The sequence below is a fragment of the Proteiniphilum sp. genome (assembly GCF_040307845.1).
Lineage (GTDB): Bacteria > Bacteroidota > Bacteroidia > Bacteroidales > Dysgonomonadaceae > Proteiniphilum.
This window is the reverse complement of sequence record NZ_JAWRIS010000058.1, coordinates 212,798-233,841: the sequence shown is the minus strand read 5'-3', so window position 1 is coordinate 233,841 and position 21,044 is coordinate 212,798. Positions and strand designations below refer to the sequence as shown.

Here is a 21,044-nt window from a genome sequence, read left to right as displayed (position 1 = left end):
TCTCTTCGATCTTTGATGCCTATTGCTTATTTTTGCAGCAGGCTGACATTCAATTTTTGGTTTTTCGTAAGATCGATTTCAATTACATAAGGTTCGTAAGAAATCAATTCAACCTTTACTTCGTGTTTACCGGGATTTACATCAGTGATGGTAAATTGCCCGTCAAGATCGGAATAATATTTCTTTCCGTCCACGATAATAGCAGCACCGGCAAGCGTTTCCTTGTTCTTATCGTCTACTACTGAGCCGGTAAGTTGTAAGACCAATGTGGTCTCTTTATTTTTATTCTCGCTTTTCCTGTCGGTGGAAGCAAAAGCAGACACCGAAATCAATAAAGCACAAGCAAACATTATCAGAGTTCTCATAATGGAAATTATTTTGTATACTTAATCTAAACCCATACAAAAGTAGGGAGTAACCACAAATAAACCGTTACGATTTGATTAAGATGCCGTTAAGTTTTTGTTACGATAAAATGTTCAATTGCATTAGGCGTTTTCTCGCCATGACATAGCTCAAGCAAGCTTGACTCTGTTCATTTGGCTTAACGAAAACGTTCAATTGCATTAGGCGTTTTCTGCGCTCGGCAAAACAAATAAATTTGTTCTGCTCTTGCTTAACGAAAACGTTCAGTATCTTTTTTCGTCCAACAACTCGCCCTCCTCATTCCACATTTTCCAGATACCGGTTTTTTGGCCGTTGTAATAATTCATTTCATACCGCTGGTTTCCCAGTTCATCCCAGATCCGCCAGGTACCGTGCTTTTGGCCATTCTTGTACTCAGCTTCAGAAATCAGTTGCCCCGATATATCATAATTTCTCCACAGACCATGTAGCTTCCCGTCTTTATAGGAGCGCACCTCTTTGGGTTTCCGGTTTTCGAAATAGATGATATAAGAGCCTTCCGGCAGGCCGTTTTTTATCTGCATTTCCAGCTTGATCGTATTGTTGTCATAATACTCCCTGTAATCGCCCGTATAGAGTTCTGTCTGTGCCCTGTCGCGATAGTAGATACCATCCGACTGGTACAATTGCGGCATATCCTGTCGTTTCTGCGCCAGCACTCCTACAATTATAAGCAGGCCGGTCAATATCAGCAATACTTTAACTTTCATTCGAATTTTCTTTTGTAATGTTATATCCATTTGGTAATAAGGTATACTTTAATCTGCGTGTAGATAACAAAAAACACCTTGATTTTCACCAAGGTATTTTTTATCCCTTCATAAAATAATATTCTGCCTTAGAACTGATATCCCGTCCAGGAGAAGATATCAGTAGCACAACCGGCATTACCGGGTCCCACAGTTATATTGGCTGTTCCGTTCTTCTCTACGCCGTTCAATGTGGTTGTCAATGAGTTGGTGATATTGATCACGGAAGTAGCATCCCCCGCACCTTTTCCATCCGTCATATCCACAAGGTCTTTTGCTTGTCCCGGGCCTTTTACCAAAGCATTTTCGATGGTTGCTTTTGCACCACGGCGCACTTTGATCACATCGTGCATATAATATCCTTCGGCTGTGTTGGCAGCCAGACGCAGGTCGATGGTCATATTTTTGATCGTGAAATCAGACTGTCCTGTCTGATCCGGCTTGTTTCCGTCCAGGTTACCGTCGGCTTCTACTCCGCGGGGATCTTCTTCTGAGCTGACATATCCGGTTTTCCAGATACCATAGGCATTTTCCAGCGTTCCGGTATAACCCTGCGTCACGTCGAACATATCGTCATCAGAATTTACCACCAGCAGGTTTTTTACATTCACGGAACCGCCGAAAAATTCTATACCGTCATCGGCACCATCGGGAACGTAAATATTTTCGATCTTGGTGCCGTTACCCACACCGTTGAGTGTAAGTCCATTATGTTCCACATCGGCACTTGAGCGGGCACCAGTGTAGGCAAGCACTAAATAAGCGATAGACCCCGAATTATCGGCAGCATTGGTTCCACCATAGGTATAAGCATTATTGATTTCCGTCTTACCGGTCTCACCACCCGAGAGAGGCGCCCTTCCGTTGATAATCAGTCCACCCCAGTGCCCCTGCTCCGCATTCTCTATGTCGGCAGTCATCGTCACTGGCTTTTCGGCAGTACCGTTTACATTGATCTTGCCTCCCTGCAATACCAGTATATAACTTCCAAACCCTTTCTGGGCTTTAATAGTCGTTCCTGCAGGGATATTCAAAGTAGCGCCGTCTTCCACGATCAGCGGACCGGTCAAGAGGTAATTTACAGAAGCATCGAGTGTTCTTGTATCCTGAATTGATCCGGACAATTTATTATCATCCCCCGGATCGGTTCCATTGTCATTGTCATCATCATCGCAGGAAGTCAACACAGCGGGCGTCAACATCGCGGCAAATAACATAAAACTAAAAAAAATCTTTTTCATCTTGTTGATCAATTAGTAAATAAATAATGTTGTAAAGTATATTGCAATTAAAATTGATAACTCACTCCTAAACTGATATTCCGGCTCTTCCTGAATTCATTGAGCACCACTTTTTCGTTCGCAGTACTGCTCTCCCTCGATAACCTGTAAGAGGCATTCAAGAGATTGGCGGCCCCGATTTTCAAGGAAAAGTGTGTATTAAAATTGTAGGACGAGGCAAAATCGAGTGTGGGAACTCCCTCTTCAATAATATCATTGAACCCTCTCGCTCCGATGGTGTGGATCCGGTCACTGAAATAATTGAAAATAAGGGAGGCCACGAAACTCTTCTCTCTTTTCGCGTAATTATAAGAAAGATCAAAATTCGCAAGGAAGGGCGAGGCACCTTCCAATTCGGTATCCCGGGGATTTGTATTGAGTACATCCAACCGGAGGTTGGTGTAGATATAAGAAGCATTCAACCCGGCAGAGAGCCTGTTCATTTGTTCCCGTTCCGTATTGAACCGGCTGAAGATATTTTTCCGTAGTTCCAGTTCCACACCTCCCACCAAAGCATGGTCGCTGATATTGTCATAGGTCAGCAGCCCGGCAGAATTTCCCTGGTCCACACGTCCGATCGGATCGACGATATATTTAAAAAAACCGGTGACGGACAACAGTTCGCCGGGACTCATATAATAGTCCCATTTCAGGTCGATATTATAATTGTCCGAAGGTTTCAGGTCGGGATTACCCTGGTCTGTAAACGAGATATTCACATACTGGTAGGGAGAAATCTCCTTCGATTGCGGCAGGGTGTATGTTTTGCTTGCACCGAAACGTACACTGTTTTTGTCGTTCAGGTCATATTTTAAATTGAGGCTTGGCAGGAAATAATTCTTCCTGATGGCCTCTTTACCGGGAGCAACATGGGTAACATGATGCTCTATGGTTAAATCCACCCTGTCCATACGAAAACCTATGTTACCCGTAAGCACTCTTGACAAAGAATAAGATGCTTCGGCAAAACCGGAATGGATCTGTTTCGTCACATGATATGAATTCGGGTCACCCACAGCCATAGTCAACAGTCCGTTAGCCAGGTTTTGCCTGAACAACTCATCCATATCCAGATTTTCAAGGGATAAAGAAGGCATCCCCAACGGACTGAAATTATACTCGATCGCCTTAAACTTGTCATCTACAAAACGCCCGTTATAACCGATCTTCAGATGTGAGTTATCTGTCCCGAAGTGGTTTTTCAATTTGAGAGTAAGCGTAGCCCTTGTATTCACGTCATTGTTCTTCAGATCGGAAAAGAAACGCTTGTTCCTGTTGCTTCTGGTCAGGTCATACAAATTATCCTCCTTTAAAGAGAAATAATTTTCTCTCCGGTCAGGTTCCAATCCTTTTATGGTGTTGTAAGAAACACCCACATCAAGTTTGAGCGAACCCGTCAGTGCCCAGTCAGACAATAGTTGATTTACAACCAACAGGTTGTCATTGGTCTGTTGTCTTCTTGAGAAGCCCATATAGGTAGGGCTTCCCTGATGACGTTCCGAATTGTATCCGCTGTATTCACCCACATATTGGTCATTGGCATGAACCAGCATGAAATTATATTGTAGATTGTGTTTGCGGTTGAGGCCCAAAAGTGCATTCGCGAGAACAAGCTGGTTGGTGTTCTGCAAAAATTTATCACCTGTCTGGTCCTGCCAGATAGTTCCGTCCGTTGTGGTGTTGCGGACAATCTCTTCGGTATAGGAATAATCGGTACTGTGTGAAGCCACCACAAAAAACGAGAAAGGATTGTTATTTTCACCCAGCCGGAACGATTTCCCGCCGGAGATGCCGTAACTATGGTTCAACGGCATAGAAATCTCCTTCGGATTGAGGCTGTTAGGAAAATTATACTGGTTATCTGAGGGACGACTATTATTGGCAAACCCAAAATAACCGGAACCGTCCTGACGTAAAAAATCAGTTCCTGCTGCGGCTGTATTTACTCCTCCGGAAAAATCAACCGACAACGCACGATCTCCCACAAGTTCTTTCGAAATAATATTGATACTCGCACCCCCCACATCGGAGTAATCGCTGCTACTGAATGCCTTGCTTACACTTATGTTTTGAATTATATCGGTTCCGAAGAACTCAAGTGCTATGTTCTTGTACTGGGGATCTTCCGAAGGAATGGCAAAACCATTGAGCAAGGTCACATTGTACCGGTCTCCCAATCCGCGGACAAATACATTTTTCACCCCTTCCTGACGGGAAATACCGGAAATCTGGGCGACCGCCGCCTGCGCGTCACCGATCCCTTTTCTCGACAGTTCACGTGCACCGACCGCCTGCGTGGCGACCAGAGCCTGACGTTGCTCCATCAACAGGATATTCTCACTCTCACGGTTTGCCCGTGCAACCACTTCCACTTCCTGCAGGCTGATATCATCTGGATTCAACAAAAAATCGATGGTGATTTCATTGTTCGTTCCAACTACAACCCCGGTTTTTGTCTTACTTTGATAAGCAACATACGACGCAATAAGCGTGTAACTGCCCGTTTCCACATTCCGGATAATATAATTCCCGTCTAAATCGGCAGCGGCGCCATGATTGGTTCCTTCAATCAGCACCGATGCACCGATCAAGGGTTCATTGGTCTGGGCGTCCTCTATTTTTCCTTTGATAGTGCCTGTCTGGCTATAACTGTATGCCGGAAAGACAAGAAAAAATAATAAACCGGACAATATTGACAAAATACATCTATGTCTCACAAATTTCTCTTTACGTTAGATTTTCGGGACAAAGGTCATTTATAAATGTTACAGATCGATTACGGTTTGGTTACGTTGTTATTAAGATTTCAAGGATAGTGTGGTAACGCAACTAAATCAGTCACCTGACGGCACACTAAAAAAGGGGTAAATCACATTGTGAAATACCCCTTGTATAAAAAGCTTCATTAGCCTGTTTACCTTTTCTGTTTATTTTTTTTCTTCTTCTTTCCATTGAAAGATTCATAGAATTGTTTCTTTTCCTTCTGCGGTTTATTTTCATCGCGGGAAATTTCAACAACCAGTCTCCTGTCTTCGATATACATCCCCTTGAATGATTTCACTACTTTCGGGGCAAGTTCTTCCGGTATTTCAAAAAAAGAAAAATTCTTCATCAGGTCAATCCTGCCTACCGGCACTTTCCCTTTTACATGTTCATTGATAAAACCCATCAAGGTAGCCGGATTTACCCCGTCCATCTTCCCGATATTGATAAACAGGCGGGCATATCCTTTTTCCGGCTGCACTACTCCACCTTTCTCGCGCTTTCCTTTCTTATCCGGCCATGCATCCTCTCTCCTGCCCTTCGATGATCTCTCTTCCGGTTCGTAGATCTCCTCCGCCTGGCGGTAATATTCAATCAGACGATTGAATTCAAGCGATACCACCCTTTTGATGATATCTTCTTTTTCTAGCCATTCCAACTTACGGAAAATAGAGGGCAATAACCGGTCTATCTCTTCTTCGTTGACTTTTACCTTCTCAATCTTGTCCACGAAATTGAATAGTTGTTTTTCACAGATCAGGTCACCTTTAGGAACAGAACGTTTCTCAAATTGCTTGTTGATCAACTTCTCGATCTGCGCGATCTTCCCTTTTTCCTTTATATGGATGATGGAGATAGAGGTACCTGTCTTTCCGGCGCGGCCTGTCCTGCCGCTACGATGGGTGTATACTTCATAATCATCGGGCAACCCGAAGTTAATGATATGGCTTACATCATCCACATCCAATCCCCGGGCGGCCACGTCGGTAGCCACCAATATCTGGAGATTATGGTTCCTGTACTTACTCATCACATAATCGCGCTGCGCCTGCGACAGGTCGCCATGCAACGAGTCGGCGTCATAGCCGTCCTGCATAAGTTTGTCGGCAATCTCCTGTGTTTCTTTTCTGGTACGGCAAAATACAATACCGTATATATTGGGATAATAATCCACGATCCTTTTCAGTGCGAGGTACTTATCTTTGGCATGTACCATATAATAGAGATGCCGCACATTCTGTGCCCCTTCGTTTTTCCTGCCGATAGTGATCTCCACCGGATCACTCATATACTTACGGGTGATTTTCTCGATCTCTTTTGGCATGGTAGCCGAGAATAACAGCATGGAGCGGTTTTCGGGCACACTGGAAAGGATCTCATCAATGCTTTCCGAAAAACCCATGTTCAGCATCTCGTCCGCTTCATCCAGTACAATGGTATGCACATGTTTCAACGAAACCGTTTTACGGTTGATCAGGTCGATAAGCCGCCCCGGGGTAGCCACGATGATGTGCACTCCTCTTTTCAAAGTCCGTATCTGGCTTTCTATACTCGATCCTCCATATACAGGAAGAATTTTCAGGTCTTCTATATAAGTGGAGAAGTCAGTAAGGTCACCTGCTATCTGAAGGCATAATTCCCTTGTAGGGCAAAGGATGACCGTCTGTGGAGATAATAATGAAAGATCTGTTTTCTGGATGACAGGAATGCCGAATGCAGCTGTCTTGCCCGTACCGGTCTGTGCCAGGGCGATAATGTCTCTCGTCTCGGAGAGTAATTGCGGGATTACTTCTGCCTGTACCGGCATGGGATTTTCAAATCCCAATTCCTCGATAGCCCGGCGGATCTCCGGAATGACTCCCAATTCTTCAAATGTGTTCATTTTATAAATATTTTAGCGTGATGGGTATCGATGCTTCTCTTTACCCCATTACCGCGACAAGAAAGAAGAGAGAGAATTCAATGACAACCTGTGACTTTTTGAGGACGGCAACCGGAAACTCCGAAAAAGCCGGTTAAAAATTATCCTGTTATTAAAATCGGATGCAAAGGTATGAAAATAAATTGAATATTTTCTATAAGTAAAGGATTGGATGTTGTTATATTATGCTATTGTGAAAAAATAGAATATCTAAGCTTACCGAATAGTGCCTGTCAATAAATTCAAAACGTTTACAATTCCTCAAGTTTGTAGACACTCATTCGCATTGTCAAGACATATCAAATCCCTGTTTATCCGTTCGCTTAGCATCATCCGTGCCCTAAAAATAGAATTTGTTAAATCATATGGATATTCATTATTTATCAATCGAAATAGAAAAAACGTTTTTTTACATTAATTAATTGATAAACAAATATATAAATAAAAATATGTTTTATAACATATAAAATAATTATAAAAAGTGTATTTTGTTGTTTTATATTTGCAGTGTAAAATTATTATGATTGATGGCTACGACGATTAAAGATATTGCACAATATACAGGCCTGTCAATTTCGACTGTATCTGTAGCTCTTAGTGGGAAAGCCAATAAATCCCGAATTACCCAGGAGACGATTAACCGGGTAAAAGAGGCTCAGATTGCACTTAATTACAAGCCGAATATGTTGGCAAGCGGACTCAGAAAGGGCTATACAAATACCATCGGATTTGTTCTATCGGACGTAGCCAATCCTTTCTTTGTCAAACTGGCGAGTGTTGTAGAAATGGAGGCTGCAAAACATGGTTACAGGGTATTTTTTGCCGGTTCGGAAGAAGACGATTTGAAATGTAAGCAGGCGATAGAAACTTTTGTAAACTATCAGGTTGATGGTTTAATTATAGCACCTACAAGTGGGGTAAAAGAGACAATCCAGCAGCTTTCGAGACGAAAAATTCCGTTTGTATTGGTAGACCGTTATTTCAAGAGGATGAATGTCAATTATGTTGTGATGGATAATTATGGTTCTGCCTACCGTGCGACCAAATATCTTTTGTCGAAAGGACGCAAACGGATAGCTACTTTTTCTTACAATACGGATTTGCTTCATATGCTGGATCGTTTTGAAGGGTACAGGGCTGCGTTGAAAGAACATCAGATCAGGTTTGATAAAAGGTTGGCACCCGTCATTCCTTTTATGAAAGACGAGAGTTTGATGATAAAAGAGTATGTGAAAGATTTGATGGAAAATCAAAAAGCGGATGCATTCTTCTTCCAGACGAATCAGACCGCCTTGCCTGCTTTGGAGTTTTTGCTACTTAACGGTTACAAGATACCAGAAGACGTGTCAGTTATTGTTTTTCATGATAATGATTTTTATAAATTGATAAGCCCGGGTATTACGGCATTAAGACAGCCGATGGAAAATTTAGGTTTGGAAAGTGTCGATACGCTGATAAAATGGATTGAGGGCGCTACGAATGTAGAAAAGAAAACACTCCCCATGTTAGGAATAGAAGAACGTAGAAGTGTTTAAATTTTTACCAGTTTGAAAAAACGTTTTTTCAAAAAAACATGTTGATTATAAGATATTTATTAATATATAAAAAAGTAAATAATAAAATTAATGTCAACAAACATCGTAAAGAACATCTTTAAGGTATTATTATATTTAGGAATTGTAAATTTGTTTTTTGCAATTCTCATTTATTCATTTCAGCTGCCGTTTTCTGCCGCGTTGATTGCCGTAATAGGATTAGTATGTATCGCAATTTCATTCAACGGGTTTGAAAGACTGAAAGGATTTGCCTATACTGTATGGATATTAGTAGCCATTACGTTGGGGATGTGCTTTCCAAGTCATTTCATCACATGGGGTGATTTTGAGCTAAAACGGGTCATAATACCTTTTACGCAGATAACCATGTTGGGAATGGGGGCACAAATGAGCTTTGACGACTTCAAAGGTGTTGTGAAAATGCCAAAAGGAGTGCTTATTGGGCTGATTTGTCATTTTACCGTCATGCCCCTAATCGGTTATACACTCTCAAAGACATTCCATTTTCCGCCTGAAATTGCCGCGGGAGTAGTATTGATAGGTTGCGTTCCGAGCGCGATGGCGTCCAATGTCATGTCGTTTTTGGCAAAAGCCAATTTAGCCTTATCGGTAACTGTCGGCGCCATAGGTACCATGTTGGCGCCATTTCTTACACCTTTACTAATGCAATGGTTAGGTGGAGCATATGTCGAAATCAACGTGCTTAAAATGATGATGGAAATTATTAATATGATTATTTTTCCCATCATAGCCGGTTTTATTTTCAATATGTTCTATCACCGGAATGCAACGCCAAAAGCAATGAAAGTACAACTCTCGGCTTTTGCCCTCATCATTATAATTACGATCATCGTTCTGCATTTTTCAATGAAAAACCCGGTTGAAACTTCACTGAAAACCTTTGGGAATATTATGTTCTGGTTTTATTTGCTTCCGATGGTAATCACGTTGATATTAAGGAATATTAGAAAAATAACTAAACAGCACATCAGTAATGCATTGGGCTTTATCGCCATGATGGGTATCGTCATCAATACGGTAGTCATTACCTCTGCCGGACGAGACAACTTTATACAGGTCGGTTGGCTGTTGGTGCTGAGTTGTTTGCTCCATAATGTAATAGGTTATACTATCGGGTATTCGACCGCAACCCTTTTCCGATTGCCGATTCCCGATCGCCGTACAATTGCTTTTGAAGTTGGTATGCAGAACGGAGGCGTAGCTACCGGACTTGCATTGGAAATAGGGAAAATAGCAACAGTAGGATTGGCTTCTGCTATTTTCGGACCCTTGCAGAATCTGACTGGGTCGGCTTTGGTGAATATATTTAAAAGGAGGCCGATAGATTGACATATTTCAATTTTAATAACCATTTAAAAACAAAAACAATTCATTTAAACGATTTAAAACATGAAAAAGAAAAAGACTTTAAGGGGATGCCGAAAAAGGTTAAAAAAATGTTTGAGCGTTATGAAGTATTTATTTTTCTTTATGACACTAGGACCGCTTCAGGCCATTGCTACAGTGAACTATTTCCACACTGAAATTGAGTACCAGGACCAGGATAATGTTATCCAGGAGATTACTATAACCGGTACCGTCACCGACGAATTCGGAGAAGCATTACCTGGCGTGAATGTAATCGTCAAAGGAACCACTACTGGTGTAGCTACCGATGCTAGTGGCAGGTATTCTATCAAAGTTCCGGGAAACAATGCCGTGTTGGTTTTTTCGTTTGTGGGCTATGCCAGTCGAGAGTTTTTAGTCGGCAATCAACGATCTATAAATGTCAGACTTAGTGAATACACCAGCGAAATAGAAGAAGTGGTGGTCGTTGGTTATAGCGAACAGAAAAAAGTGAATTTGACAGGATCGGTATCTACCATCAGTTCTGAACAATTAGAGAATCGTGCCACACCAAACTTTCAGACTTCTTTAGTGGGTTTGGCTCCAGGTCTAAACGTTACTCAGAATTCTGGTAATCCGGGTGATGAGAATGTGGCGATCAGGATTCGCGGATTGGGTTCCATCAATGGCGGAAGTCCAATGTTTATAGTAGATGGTGTACAAGTTGATCAGGGTAGTATGGCAGCTATTAATTCCGAAGATGTGGAAAATATTAGTATCCTTAAAGACGCAGCTTCTGCGGCTATTTACGGATCGCGGGCGGCAAACGGGGTGATACTAATTACCACCAAAAAGGGAAAAGGGAAAAAGCCAACGGTTACTGTTTCGGCCATGTATGCCCAACAATCGGCGAAAACGGAAAAAGCGTTTTTATCGGACGTACCTACACTCATGAATATTATTAACACGGCGTATCGTAACTCTTCTCCATTAACATATATTCCAATCTTCTCCCAAGATATGATTGACGAGTGGGAAGCAGCAAATAGAAACCCCAACGGAATGTACACACATCCCGTTACAGGAAACACAATTCCTAACTGGTTGGCGTACCCGAATACCGATTGGTATTCCGTACTCTTCCAGCCCACGATGTATCATCGTTATAATGCTTCCGTTTCGGGAAGAAGCGATAATATTAGTCATATGCTGTCGATAGGATATCAGGATAACCCCGGTACAATAGAAAATACCGGACAAAAGCGCTTTAATGTTCGTGTAAATCTAGAGTCTAAAATTGCCAACTTCCTTACGATAGGAACTCAAACGCATGCATCAAAGGATTTTAAGGATCCGGGGAGTTTAGATTGGAATAGTAATGTCTCATATAACATTTCCCCGATGATATATCCGAAATACAATGGTATGTATGGCCATATTGAGGACAACCGTGTAAGTTGGGGGAATGGTAATCACCTGCGAGCGATTGCACAAAAAGGTGGAAAACTGGAAAATACCCGCATCAGTTCCACATGGTTTGCTGAAGCGGATATTTGGAATGGAATATCTGCTGAGGCCCGGTTTAATTACAGCGAACATCACGACGAAGAGGAATCTTATACAAAGAATATTCCCCGATACAGCTTTCGCGAAGGACCGGATTATCCGCAATATACATCACAGCTTGCAACGTCGCCTTCGAGTCGTTATTCCGGCGTTTTGTCCAATTATACAGCCGATCTGATATTACGGTATGAAGGTGTTTTTAAGGATCATAAGGTCAATACTTTTGCCGGCTACGAACAATACTATTGGAAAAATACAGCCTTTAGTGCCACAAAAAGAGGTTTGATGGATTTTGAGGTTACAGATTTTCAAAGTGCAACCGAAATGGTGTCAATGGGAGGCTCTGCCAAAACTGAATTAGCAATACTGTCATACTTTGGTCGGCTAAATTATGCATACAAAAACAGATATTTATTTGAAGCCAATATCCGTGTCGACGGATCATCCCGCTTTGCGCCCGGTCATCGTTGGGGTACCTTTACAGCATTCTCCGGAGGATGGCGTATATCAGAAGAACCATTTTTCGAGCCGATCAAGAAATATGTGAACGATTTGAAGTTGAAAGCGTCCCATGGCGAATTGGGTAATCAGGTTAGCGGATTTTATAGCTGGCAGTCTATTTACGGGAAGAAAGACGTAGTACTTGATCAGGCTGTGACAGCTGCTATCGCGGCGACACAGTTGCCAAACTTTCAGATGTCATGGGAAAAGACAACTACCACCAATATCGGTTTTGAGTCAAGCTTCCTCAAAAGACGACTATCACTGGAAGTAGATTATTTTATTAAAAAGACTACTGACATGCTGATAAACCCTTCTGTATATCTGTCAGTGGGTAATATTAGCCTGCCTCAAACCAATGCGGCCGAATTGACCAATAAGGGTTTTGACATCAGTATTGGATGGAAAGATACAATTAAAAAAATGCAATACTCCATCGATATTAACGCTGGCTATGCCGCCAACGAAATAACCAAATATTATGGAGAACTAAAATACGAGGCCGATCCAAACGTCCTTGATGTATGGGGAAATCCTACATGGCGTTATACCAATCTTGCAGCTGTATCTACTGGCGGCAATAATCGCATTGTAGAAGGACATCCGTACAATGAATATTACCTGCGTCGACCGTATCAGGGAACTGGTACCTATACAAAAGCAGATGGCTCCGTGGATCCTGACGGTGGGCCAAAAGATGGCATGATCCGCACCAAAGCAGACTTGGATTGGGCAAGAAGCATGATAGCTGCTGGATATTCTTTCAACAATCAGGCTTTAAGCCCTACAGGAGCTACCAATTACTGGTATGGCGAAGTATTGATGGCTGATGTTAATGGCGATGGACGGTACGGTAACAATGACGACATTGTTTTTACGGGAAAAACACCTTTCCCAAAGTGGATATTTGGCGCAACCCTGTCCGCCCAATGGAACGGAATCGACTTGAGCATGACCTGGTCGTGTCGTCTGGGTTCTTATCACTACATACTTGAACGCGGCGTTAACAGTTCAAATCTGGCTATTCGTCAAGTTCCGGCCCGCTATGTGAACGACTATTACACATACGACGCAGTTGCCGCGGCAACCAATGGGGGGGTGAACGATTACGATCCGGCACTAGATCCCAATGCAAATTTCACTGCTAAATTCCCTCGGTTTAATATAGGTGCGGCAATGCCAGTCAGTTCTTTCTATTTGTATAATTCTTCTTATCTGAAATTAAAAACAATGCAGGTAGGTTATTCGTTGCCAAATAAATGGTTAAATGAATTAAATATCAGAAATTTGCGCGTTTTTATTTCAGGCGAAAACATGCTGACCATCCGGCATAAAGATTACCCGGGTGTAGACCCTGAATTTGGCAGCAATGTTAATCTGTATCCTATGGCAAAGATCTTTTCTGGAGGTGTAACCATTACTTTTTAATTTTTTTAAATATATATACAATGAAAAGGCTAATATTTTTAACTATAATTGCTGTTATGCTGATTCATATAGCGGCATGTACAAGTTTATTAGATCAAAATCCTCACAATAGTCTTACCAGCGGTAACATGTGGAAGACTGAGGAGCATGCGGACCAGGGTGTTGCTGGTATTTATAGTGCATTGAAGGATCCTTTATCAAGTAGTGAGATTGCAAGCGAATCAGTTAATCTGGGTCATTATGCTTTTGATTTATACGGTATGACCATGGATGCACGAGGGAGTAGTTCTATGTTTCAAGCCTCTGCCAGTCCAAACATCGACATGTTTGCACGTATTTGGAAATGGTGTTATACCGGAATCCATCGGGCAAATAATGCCATTGCTTATATTCCGGATATCGACATGAACGCACAGAAAAAAGCCCGATTGATTGCCGAAAGTAAAGTTCTGCGGGCGTTTTTCTATATGCGCCTGAACGAATTGTATGGCAGCGACGGATTGGGTGTACCGGTATATCTGGAACCGATATCACCCACTGATGCAAACCGAGGACAAACACCCGAAGCCGAAGTATGGGCTAACGTGATTATTAAAGATCTTACTGATGCCATCAATGAACCTGCTTTGCCTGACAACTATATTCCGGCTACAGGACGCATCAGCAAGGGGGCAGCATACGCTTTCAGAGGACGCGTCTACCTGCTCGCAAAAGAATATAACAAAGCGATCCTTGATTTTGCAAAAGTGGGCGATTGTGGATATAAGCTATATAATCCAACCAATCAGCCTTCTGATTACAAACAGTTGTTTAAAGTGGCGCAGGAACGTTGTGAAGAAATGATATTCAGTGTACAGTATATTGAAACACCGACGGGTTTTGGAAGCAAGTTCCAAAAATATTTAGCAGCCTATCAACAAGGAGCCAAAGCAGGGAGCCTCGTTCCCAATACTGATTTTCGGGTTTCAAAGAATATGGCGGAGCTATATGAGACGATTGTAGATGCTAATACAGTTAAACCATTCACCTGGAGCGACTATATTCCGGAATGGGAGTCTATAACCGATCCGGCACAGCGAAAAGTTTTTTTCATTCGTGATACCAAGCTGAATGGGATGGAAATTCATCCTCAAATTACCAATGTTATTAATCGAGAGCTAAATTCATTGCCTTCCGCAGTTCAGGCGCTGTATCTGAAAGAAGGTAATGAAGCCCGCATAAAGGCAGCTTTTGCCAATCGGGATCCTCGTTTGGCATATAATGTCATCACGCCCTATTCTGATTTTCTAGGGCGACTAAGAAATACTATAACTACGTGTTGGTATACATATCGTTTTCCCGTATATAACAGAAATCATAATGATGAGCCAACTAGTGACCGCAACTTAAATCCGTTATTACCTGCAAATTATTATTCTTCAGGATGCGCCAACGCTATTTCTGATTTCTGTTATTTGGCCCGCAAGTTTGTTGGTGAGGGAATTGAATATGAACAAATGGATCACAATCCCGTAGATGAGCCACTTATACGTTATGCTGACATATTGTTGATGTGGGCAGAAGCTCTGGTAGAATTAAACGATCTGCCTGGAGCCATGGCAAAGGTGAAACAGATAAGAGACCGCATCGGAATTCCTACAATGGCATCATCATTTGCCAATCAAACAATAGCCCGTAATTATGTACGCGATGAACGCCGACGTGAACTGATGACCGAAGGAATCAACTACTTCGACGAATTACGTTGGAGAACACTCAAAGAGACAAAGTTCGATCAGGGAGGCACATATACTGTGTGGGGAGGACCTAACACCACCAATATAGTTTTCCAATGGATTGGCGATCACTATTATACATGGCCGGTTCCCAGAGCCGAAGTTGAGATGAACCCTAACCTACAGCTTACACCGGGATGGCATTATTAAAGTTTATTGAGTATGAAAACTTTTCAAATATTCTGTTTAATTTTTTTCCTGACCAATTGTTTTGGTCAGGAAAAAATTAGAGATGCGGATTACATAAAGACATTGCAAAACATCTATAGGGATAGTGTAGGCACTGACTGGCTAAATTGGGTGGTTGTTGATGCGGCGCCAACAAGAATTTATATGCAAAGCTGGACAGATGAACAACGGGAAACCTTTTTTAATGATTTTGATCCGGATTTTCTCGATATGTGGAGCGGTGCTGCAATGAATCGCGGTGATTTTTACCGGATGCGCGGTGTGGCGGTGAACAGCCCTATGGAATGCGAATACCAGGAATCCATAAATCCAGTAATGTTCTATGCTGAAAAATTGTTCGGAACGAACGGAATTGCCCGTAAGGAAGACGGGACTGTGGCAATGCGGGGATTTACGGAAACAGTAAGTGCGACATGTATGTGTAATCTTGCTCCAAAATGGGAAGAGGTAGTGCGACAAGGGGTGATTCGTCCGGGTATTTTCGGCAACGCGCTCTATCAAGATAACATCGCCAATCCACTTTACACATGGAATCAGGGCTTCTGCGGGTGGTGCAATTATCGGTTTATTCGTTTCATGGAAGAGCGTTTTACGAAAAAGCAACTTTCGGAAATGCACTTTGACCCCGAAACTTTTAATATCAATAAATACATCAGAGAAAAGCGTCTGCTCTTGAATACCGATTTTAGCATGGATGGCTCTCAAATTTATCAGGAACAGGAGCTGAAGAATTCATCGGCAGAGGAATTACTGATTGACCCAATTTTACGAGAGTATATTCGATTTCAGTATATTACAAATATAGCACTGGTTGTAGATAAAGCCAATGCTTTGAAAAAAGTCGCCAGACAATTTGAACTCCCAACACCTGTGTTTTATGGTAATATACCGCATATAAGCGGATTACGCGCTTCCCCGACAATTATGGCAGCATACGTTGACGTTCCATGGTCGGAAGTGTCAACAGAATTACAGCCACCGTTTTATGCGGGACGTCAGGCATGGTCAACATTGGTATATAAAGTTGGCCGGGCGATGAGTAATTTTGAACGTCCTGTTTTTACCGTACAATATCACGGTGGCAAGCATAGTCCGTATGGAGGTAATAAAAAACTTCCAACGGCGTTGGCGGCAGCAGAAGCGCATGCAAACGGAGGTGTTCCGGTACAAACATGGATTGCTACTGAATTTAATCATTTAATGGGTAAAAAAGGATGGGATAAAAACTTTTACGAGGTGAACAGAGTACATGCCAAATTTACTGGTAGAAATCGAGTTTTGTTTACTGATCGTACACAAGTTGCGCATATCGGACTTGTGCACTCTTTAACCAGTACTTTCTGGAGACAGTTTCAATCATTTACTGTACCACGTCCTCACCTCAACCATTTTACGGCAGTGGCAAGATTTCTTGAAGAAGAACACCTGCCGTATGAAATTATTCCATTCGGACATCCTGACGTTTTTGATGACACTCCTGCTCTTGCACGACTAAACAGATACCGTTCAATAATCATTCCGGAGGCAGACTGCATCTCTGATGTACAGGCAGAGGCGATTTCGAATTGGGTGCGAAACGGAGGTAATTTAATATTATGGGGAATAAACGGCGTTCGTGATGAAGAAATGAACCCTCGGAAAAAGCCGGTCTTTTCAGATTTACTTAACAATACCGGTAGCGGGACAGTACGCATTGTTGACAAAAAAATGGCAGATCTCTATGCCTTGGGGGTGTACATTTTGCCGACCTCAAAAGAGAAGGCTAAAAAATGGAAATACACTTTTTCAATGCCGTCGCCTGACTGGTTTCATACCGATTTTAACGATGCGGGCTGGGCCAGCGGTAACGCTCCGTTTGGCAGCAAAGAGATTAGAGGTGCAGTACCGAATACTGAGTGGACGTCTTCCGATATTTGGCTGCGCCGGGAGTTTGATGTTCAAACAAATGCAAATCTAAAGACATTGATTTTTGATATAATTCATTTATGGGATACCGATGTGTATATCAATGGTGTTCTTGCAGCGAATGCAAAGGGTAGGGGACGGGTCTTTGAAGGTTACCAAACGTTAGACCTCTCACCTGAAGCAATGGCTGCAGTTCGTATTGGATGTAATGTCATTGCTTTACACTGTAAAAATAATCCTGCTGATATTGCCAGCGGCCAGATTGTGGATGTCGGTATTCTTTCTTTCGAAGGCAATGAGAAAATTACCGGCATCATGCAGCTCGAAAAAGATATTTTGGACACTGATCTGCTGCCAACGGTCTGGACAAATGTCTGGAAGCATGGCGCCGGACCGATGACCACCGTCACACTGGTAAATTATGATCTCAAAGCCAATGATGATTTTGTACGCCCCGTTAGAAATTTCACCATTCGTTTCCAATCGCCTGATGTAAATAAGCTTTCTAAAGCATATTGGTTTGCACCTGATTATTTTGGTGACGATCCACCTCCACCGATCGAACTTGCCATCACGAGAGATGGCAACTGGATTAATGTACAGATTCCGCAACTGGATTTGTTCGGCGTTGTGGTGTTTTCGGCAGAGCAGGAACTGCCGGTGCGCACTAATGCCGCCGCTGCCCGTAAAGCGTTTAACCGAATTCGTATTGCGCAACATTGTCTTGAAGGTGCACCGGTTATGGATGATGCTGCAGAAACAGCCGTTCGACAAACTTTGGCTAAAATTCAAGGCAACGCGGCGGTTGAAGAATGCAGCGCATTGTCCGAAGAAATGCAGATACTGGCTGATAGTCTGTACGCCATTCAAACAACAGTTACATACCGTGTTATGGCCGAAATAGAACAGTCACGACAACAAACCCTGAATGCCGAAGGGGTTTTAAGGTTCGATTTTGGAACACGAAATGCCGCCAAAGAATGGATAGCAATAGAACCTAACACGATATACACAAGTATGCTCGGATACGGATGGACGGTCAATCAGGATATCGTGGCTGTTGAGCGTAGCAAGCCTGATGCCCTGCATTCCGATTTTATCCGTAACATAAATCCCATAAATAGCTCATGGCCAGGTAAAAGCAAAAACCGCATGTATCCGTTTATTGATCCACCGCATCGCCCTGGTGAGTTTCGCATAGATCTGCCAAATGGAAAATATCGTGTCACCATCATTTCCGGTGATTATAGCGAGATGAATCCGGGAGGAGGTACTGCGAACGAAGGGCGTACAGCCTCCACATATGTGGAAGCCAACGGGAAGCTGAAACTTTTCGGTGAAATGTTGCGTTCAGGCCGGTTTGATAATCGAGCGTTTGAAACAACGGTAACCGATGGAAAGCTTATCCTCAGGTTTTTTGGGAAAAATGTAGGACCCCTCTACCATAACAGCATTGAATGGCTGGTAAACGGCGTGTTGATTCAAACAATGGATCAAACACCGACCGCGGCAGCTCAAACATCTATTAAATCCGGTATGTTTATGAAGGCTGCTTCCATCACCAATTGGCATGTCCTCGGTCCGTTTGCCGACAAGGATTTCCAGGGGATGGAAATCGATTTTGGCCCTGAAACAAATACTGATTTGTTCAAAACCTGGCAAGGCAAAAACGGAGTGGTTTCTTGGGTGCCGTGGACGGCAGACTCCTCTGAAGTTGCACGGGTGCCACTGGATGTTTTATGTAATGTTTCAACCGAAGGGCTTGTTGCATTTGCACAGACAAGAGTGAGTTGTTCCGTTCCGACCGATGCCCTGCTACATATTTCTATGACGCAGCGCGGCGCAGTGTATGTTAACGGGGAGAAAGTTTATGAGGATCAACTCGCTGTAGGATTGTTACCACAAGAAGCGCAGATTCCGATCCGGCTGAATGCAGGTGAAAATACTATTTTGGTTAAATCGTTGCACCATTGGGGTGATGATTGGGCGATTCGGACAGGACTTAACGATTTGAGAGGTCAACCATTAAGTAATTTAAAACCATAATTGAATGTGGAGGAGATGATACTTCCAATGGAAGAGTATTTATACCGAGCAATGGCTATCGGATAATTTCACAGACATAATCAGAATAAAATAGAAATAGACATGATAGATAAACGTAAAATGAACAAAGTGATAAATAGAATTCTATCCTTATTATTATTCAGTACGCTTTTCACCGGCTATTCCTGTGGCAATAGTAAAAAAGCGACAGAGCAGCAAAATACGGATAAAGAACTGTCTGTAAAAAAACTTTTTACACGTGATGAGTTGATCAGGTATGGGTATCCCTTTGGGAAATATGGGAAGGATATACCCCTTGGGGATCCGGATATTGAATGGAAAAGAACTCAACCTGATATAGAAGTATATGTACCAACAGGGGCAGGTCATTATAATGGGGATAATGAGCATTTTCTGGTGTTTAAAGCTCCCAAAAGCAAAGAACTTCTGGGTTTGTGGACGCAAAGTTCTGTTGAAGGGAAAGGTGATAATCACTTGGTCTTATCACGAAGTTCAGATGCACTAAAATGGTCTCAGCCAAGATACCTTGTTGGAACAGAGTATGGCAAAGGTGGCCTGCAGGCAAGTTGGGGATTTCCGATAGTGTCAAAAGGTGGACGTATCTATATTTTTTATACCAAAGAAATTGAGGTATTTGATAATGACCGGCAAGGTAGTGGATCAATGGGATGTATTTATTCCGACGATAATGGACATACATGGTCTAAACCTCAGGAGATTACAATGAAAAGATCCAGGTATGATAATCCAGATAAAAAATTTCCTAAAAACTGGATTGTCTGGCAGAAGCCAATTCAGGATAGAGAAGGGAAATGGATTGTTGGTTATACATTGATAACTTCTAAAACTTTGAAAAAGAGTGAAAAGAATTGGGTCAATGCTGACTCGAGATCCTATTTTATGCGGTTCGTGAATATTGATGATAATCCTGGGGTTCCTGGAATAAAAATTGAATGGTATCCGGAGGACGACAAAGGTTTAGAAGTACAAAACCCTGTATATCCTCATATGAGTGTGGCCCAGGAACCGGCGTTGGTTCTGCTCCCAGATGGGAAGCTGTTTACAGTTATGCGCAATATGACCGGATATATTTATTATTCGGTTTCTTCTGATAACGGTAGAACATGGATCCCTACCAGAATATTAAGATATTCTGATACACGAGAAGGAATTGCACATCCGATGTCACCCTGTCCAATTTACCGATTAACTGATGGTAGATTCATCCTGTTTTTTCATAATAATGCTGGAAAGAGATTCGGTTATGATCAGCATAATAAGAATTGGGAAATTAATTATACGAATGTCATTCGCAATCCAACTTACTACGTAATTGGTGAGTTTAAAAAAGATGCAGACCAACCTATATGGTTTGGAAAGCCTGTAGAAATATTAAACTCGAATGATATAGCAGTATCTCCTAAGATGTCTACGGAGGTTGGTACATATTGCAGTATCACTGAATATGACGGAAAAACTATTCTATGGTACCCTGATAGAAAAAGATTTTTACTTGGTAAATACTTGAATTTGAAATATTGATATATCTATAGGAGGTATTCAAAGTAAAGGAGAACGAAAAAATCAGTTAT

11 protein-coding genes are annotated in these 21,044 nt (G+C 42.3%); 6 read left to right on the top strand and 5 right to left on the bottom strand.

The annotated features are described in order from the left end of the window. Window positions 1-26: 26 nt before the first annotated feature. The 5 genes from ABV001_RS13955 to ABV001_RS13935 all read right to left on the bottom strand — a co-directional run bounded on the left by ABV001_RS13955 (window position 27) and on the right by ABV001_RS13935 (window position 7,079). Window positions 27-365, bottom strand: coding sequence for a carboxypeptidase-like regulatory domain-containing protein (locus ABV001_RS13955; RefSeq protein ID WP_352423374.1), 339 nt, complete (start codon window positions 363-365; stop codon window positions 27-29). Window positions 366-629: 264 nt separating this feature from the next. Then, window positions 630-1,115, bottom strand: coding sequence for a toxin-antitoxin system YwqK family antitoxin (locus ABV001_RS13950; protein WP_323425621.1), 486 nt, complete (start codon window positions 1,113-1,115; stop codon window positions 630-632). A 128-nt stretch (window positions 1,116-1,243) separates the two neighbouring features. Further along, complete coding sequence (locus ABV001_RS13945; protein ID WP_352423373.1) at window positions 1,244-2,395, bottom strand: beta-helix domain-containing protein; 1,152 nt, start codon at window positions 2,393-2,395, stop codon at window positions 1,244-1,246. Window positions 2,396-2,442: 47 nt separating this feature from the next. Then, window positions 2,443-5,151: a TonB-dependent receptor gene (locus ABV001_RS13940; RefSeq protein WP_352423372.1), complete on the bottom strand. Its 2,709-nt coding sequence runs from the start codon at window positions 5,149-5,151 to the stop codon at window positions 2,443-2,445. Between the two features lie 197 nt (window positions 5,152-5,348). Then, a complete protein-coding gene (locus ABV001_RS13935) occupies window positions 5,349-7,079 on the bottom strand; it encodes a DEAD/DEAH box helicase (RefSeq protein WP_352423371.1) in 1,731 nt (576 codons plus the stop codon). Window positions 7,080-7,645: 566 nt separating this feature from the next. Between ABV001_RS13935 and ABV001_RS13930 the strand changes: the two genes are divergently transcribed. From ABV001_RS13930 to ABV001_RS13905, 6 genes are all read left to right on the top strand, one after another. After that, window positions 7,646-8,653 (top strand): LacI family DNA-binding transcriptional regulator, encoded by a 1,008-nt coding sequence (locus tag ABV001_RS13930; RefSeq protein WP_352423370.1) that lies wholly within the window; start codon window positions 7,646-7,648, stop codon window positions 8,651-8,653. Between the two features lie 90 nt (window positions 8,654-8,743). After that, window positions 8,744-10,024 carry a bile acid:sodium symporter family protein gene (locus tag ABV001_RS13925; protein WP_352423369.1) on the top strand — a complete coding sequence of 427 codons (1,281 nt, stop codon included), beginning with the start codon at window positions 8,744-8,746 and terminating at the stop codon, window positions 10,022-10,024. 120 nt (window positions 10,025-10,144) lie between these two features. After that, window positions 10,145-13,516 carry a SusC/RagA family TonB-linked outer membrane protein gene (locus tag ABV001_RS13920; RefSeq protein WP_352423368.1) on the top strand — a complete coding sequence of 1,124 codons (3,372 nt, stop codon included), beginning with the start codon at window positions 10,145-10,147 and terminating at the stop codon, window positions 13,514-13,516. Window positions 13,517-13,536: 20 nt separating this feature from the next. Then, the gene (locus tag ABV001_RS13915) at window positions 13,537-15,441 is read left to right on the top strand and encodes a RagB/SusD family nutrient uptake outer membrane protein (RefSeq protein WP_352423367.1); all 1,905 of its coding nucleotides are present in this window, start codon (window positions 13,537-13,539) and stop codon (window positions 15,439-15,441) included. A gap of 12 nt (window positions 15,442-15,453) precedes the next feature. Beyond that, a complete protein-coding gene (locus ABV001_RS13910) occupies window positions 15,454-19,431 on the top strand; it encodes a type 1 glutamine amidotransferase family protein (RefSeq protein ID WP_352423366.1) in 3,978 nt (1,325 codons plus the stop codon). 102 nt (window positions 19,432-19,533) lie between these two features. Beyond that, window positions 19,534-20,994 carry a sialidase family protein gene (locus ABV001_RS13905; protein WP_352423365.1) on the top strand — a complete coding sequence of 487 codons (1,461 nt, stop codon included), beginning with the start codon at window positions 19,534-19,536 and terminating at the stop codon, window positions 20,992-20,994. Window positions 20,995-21,044 lie beyond the last annotated feature (50 nt).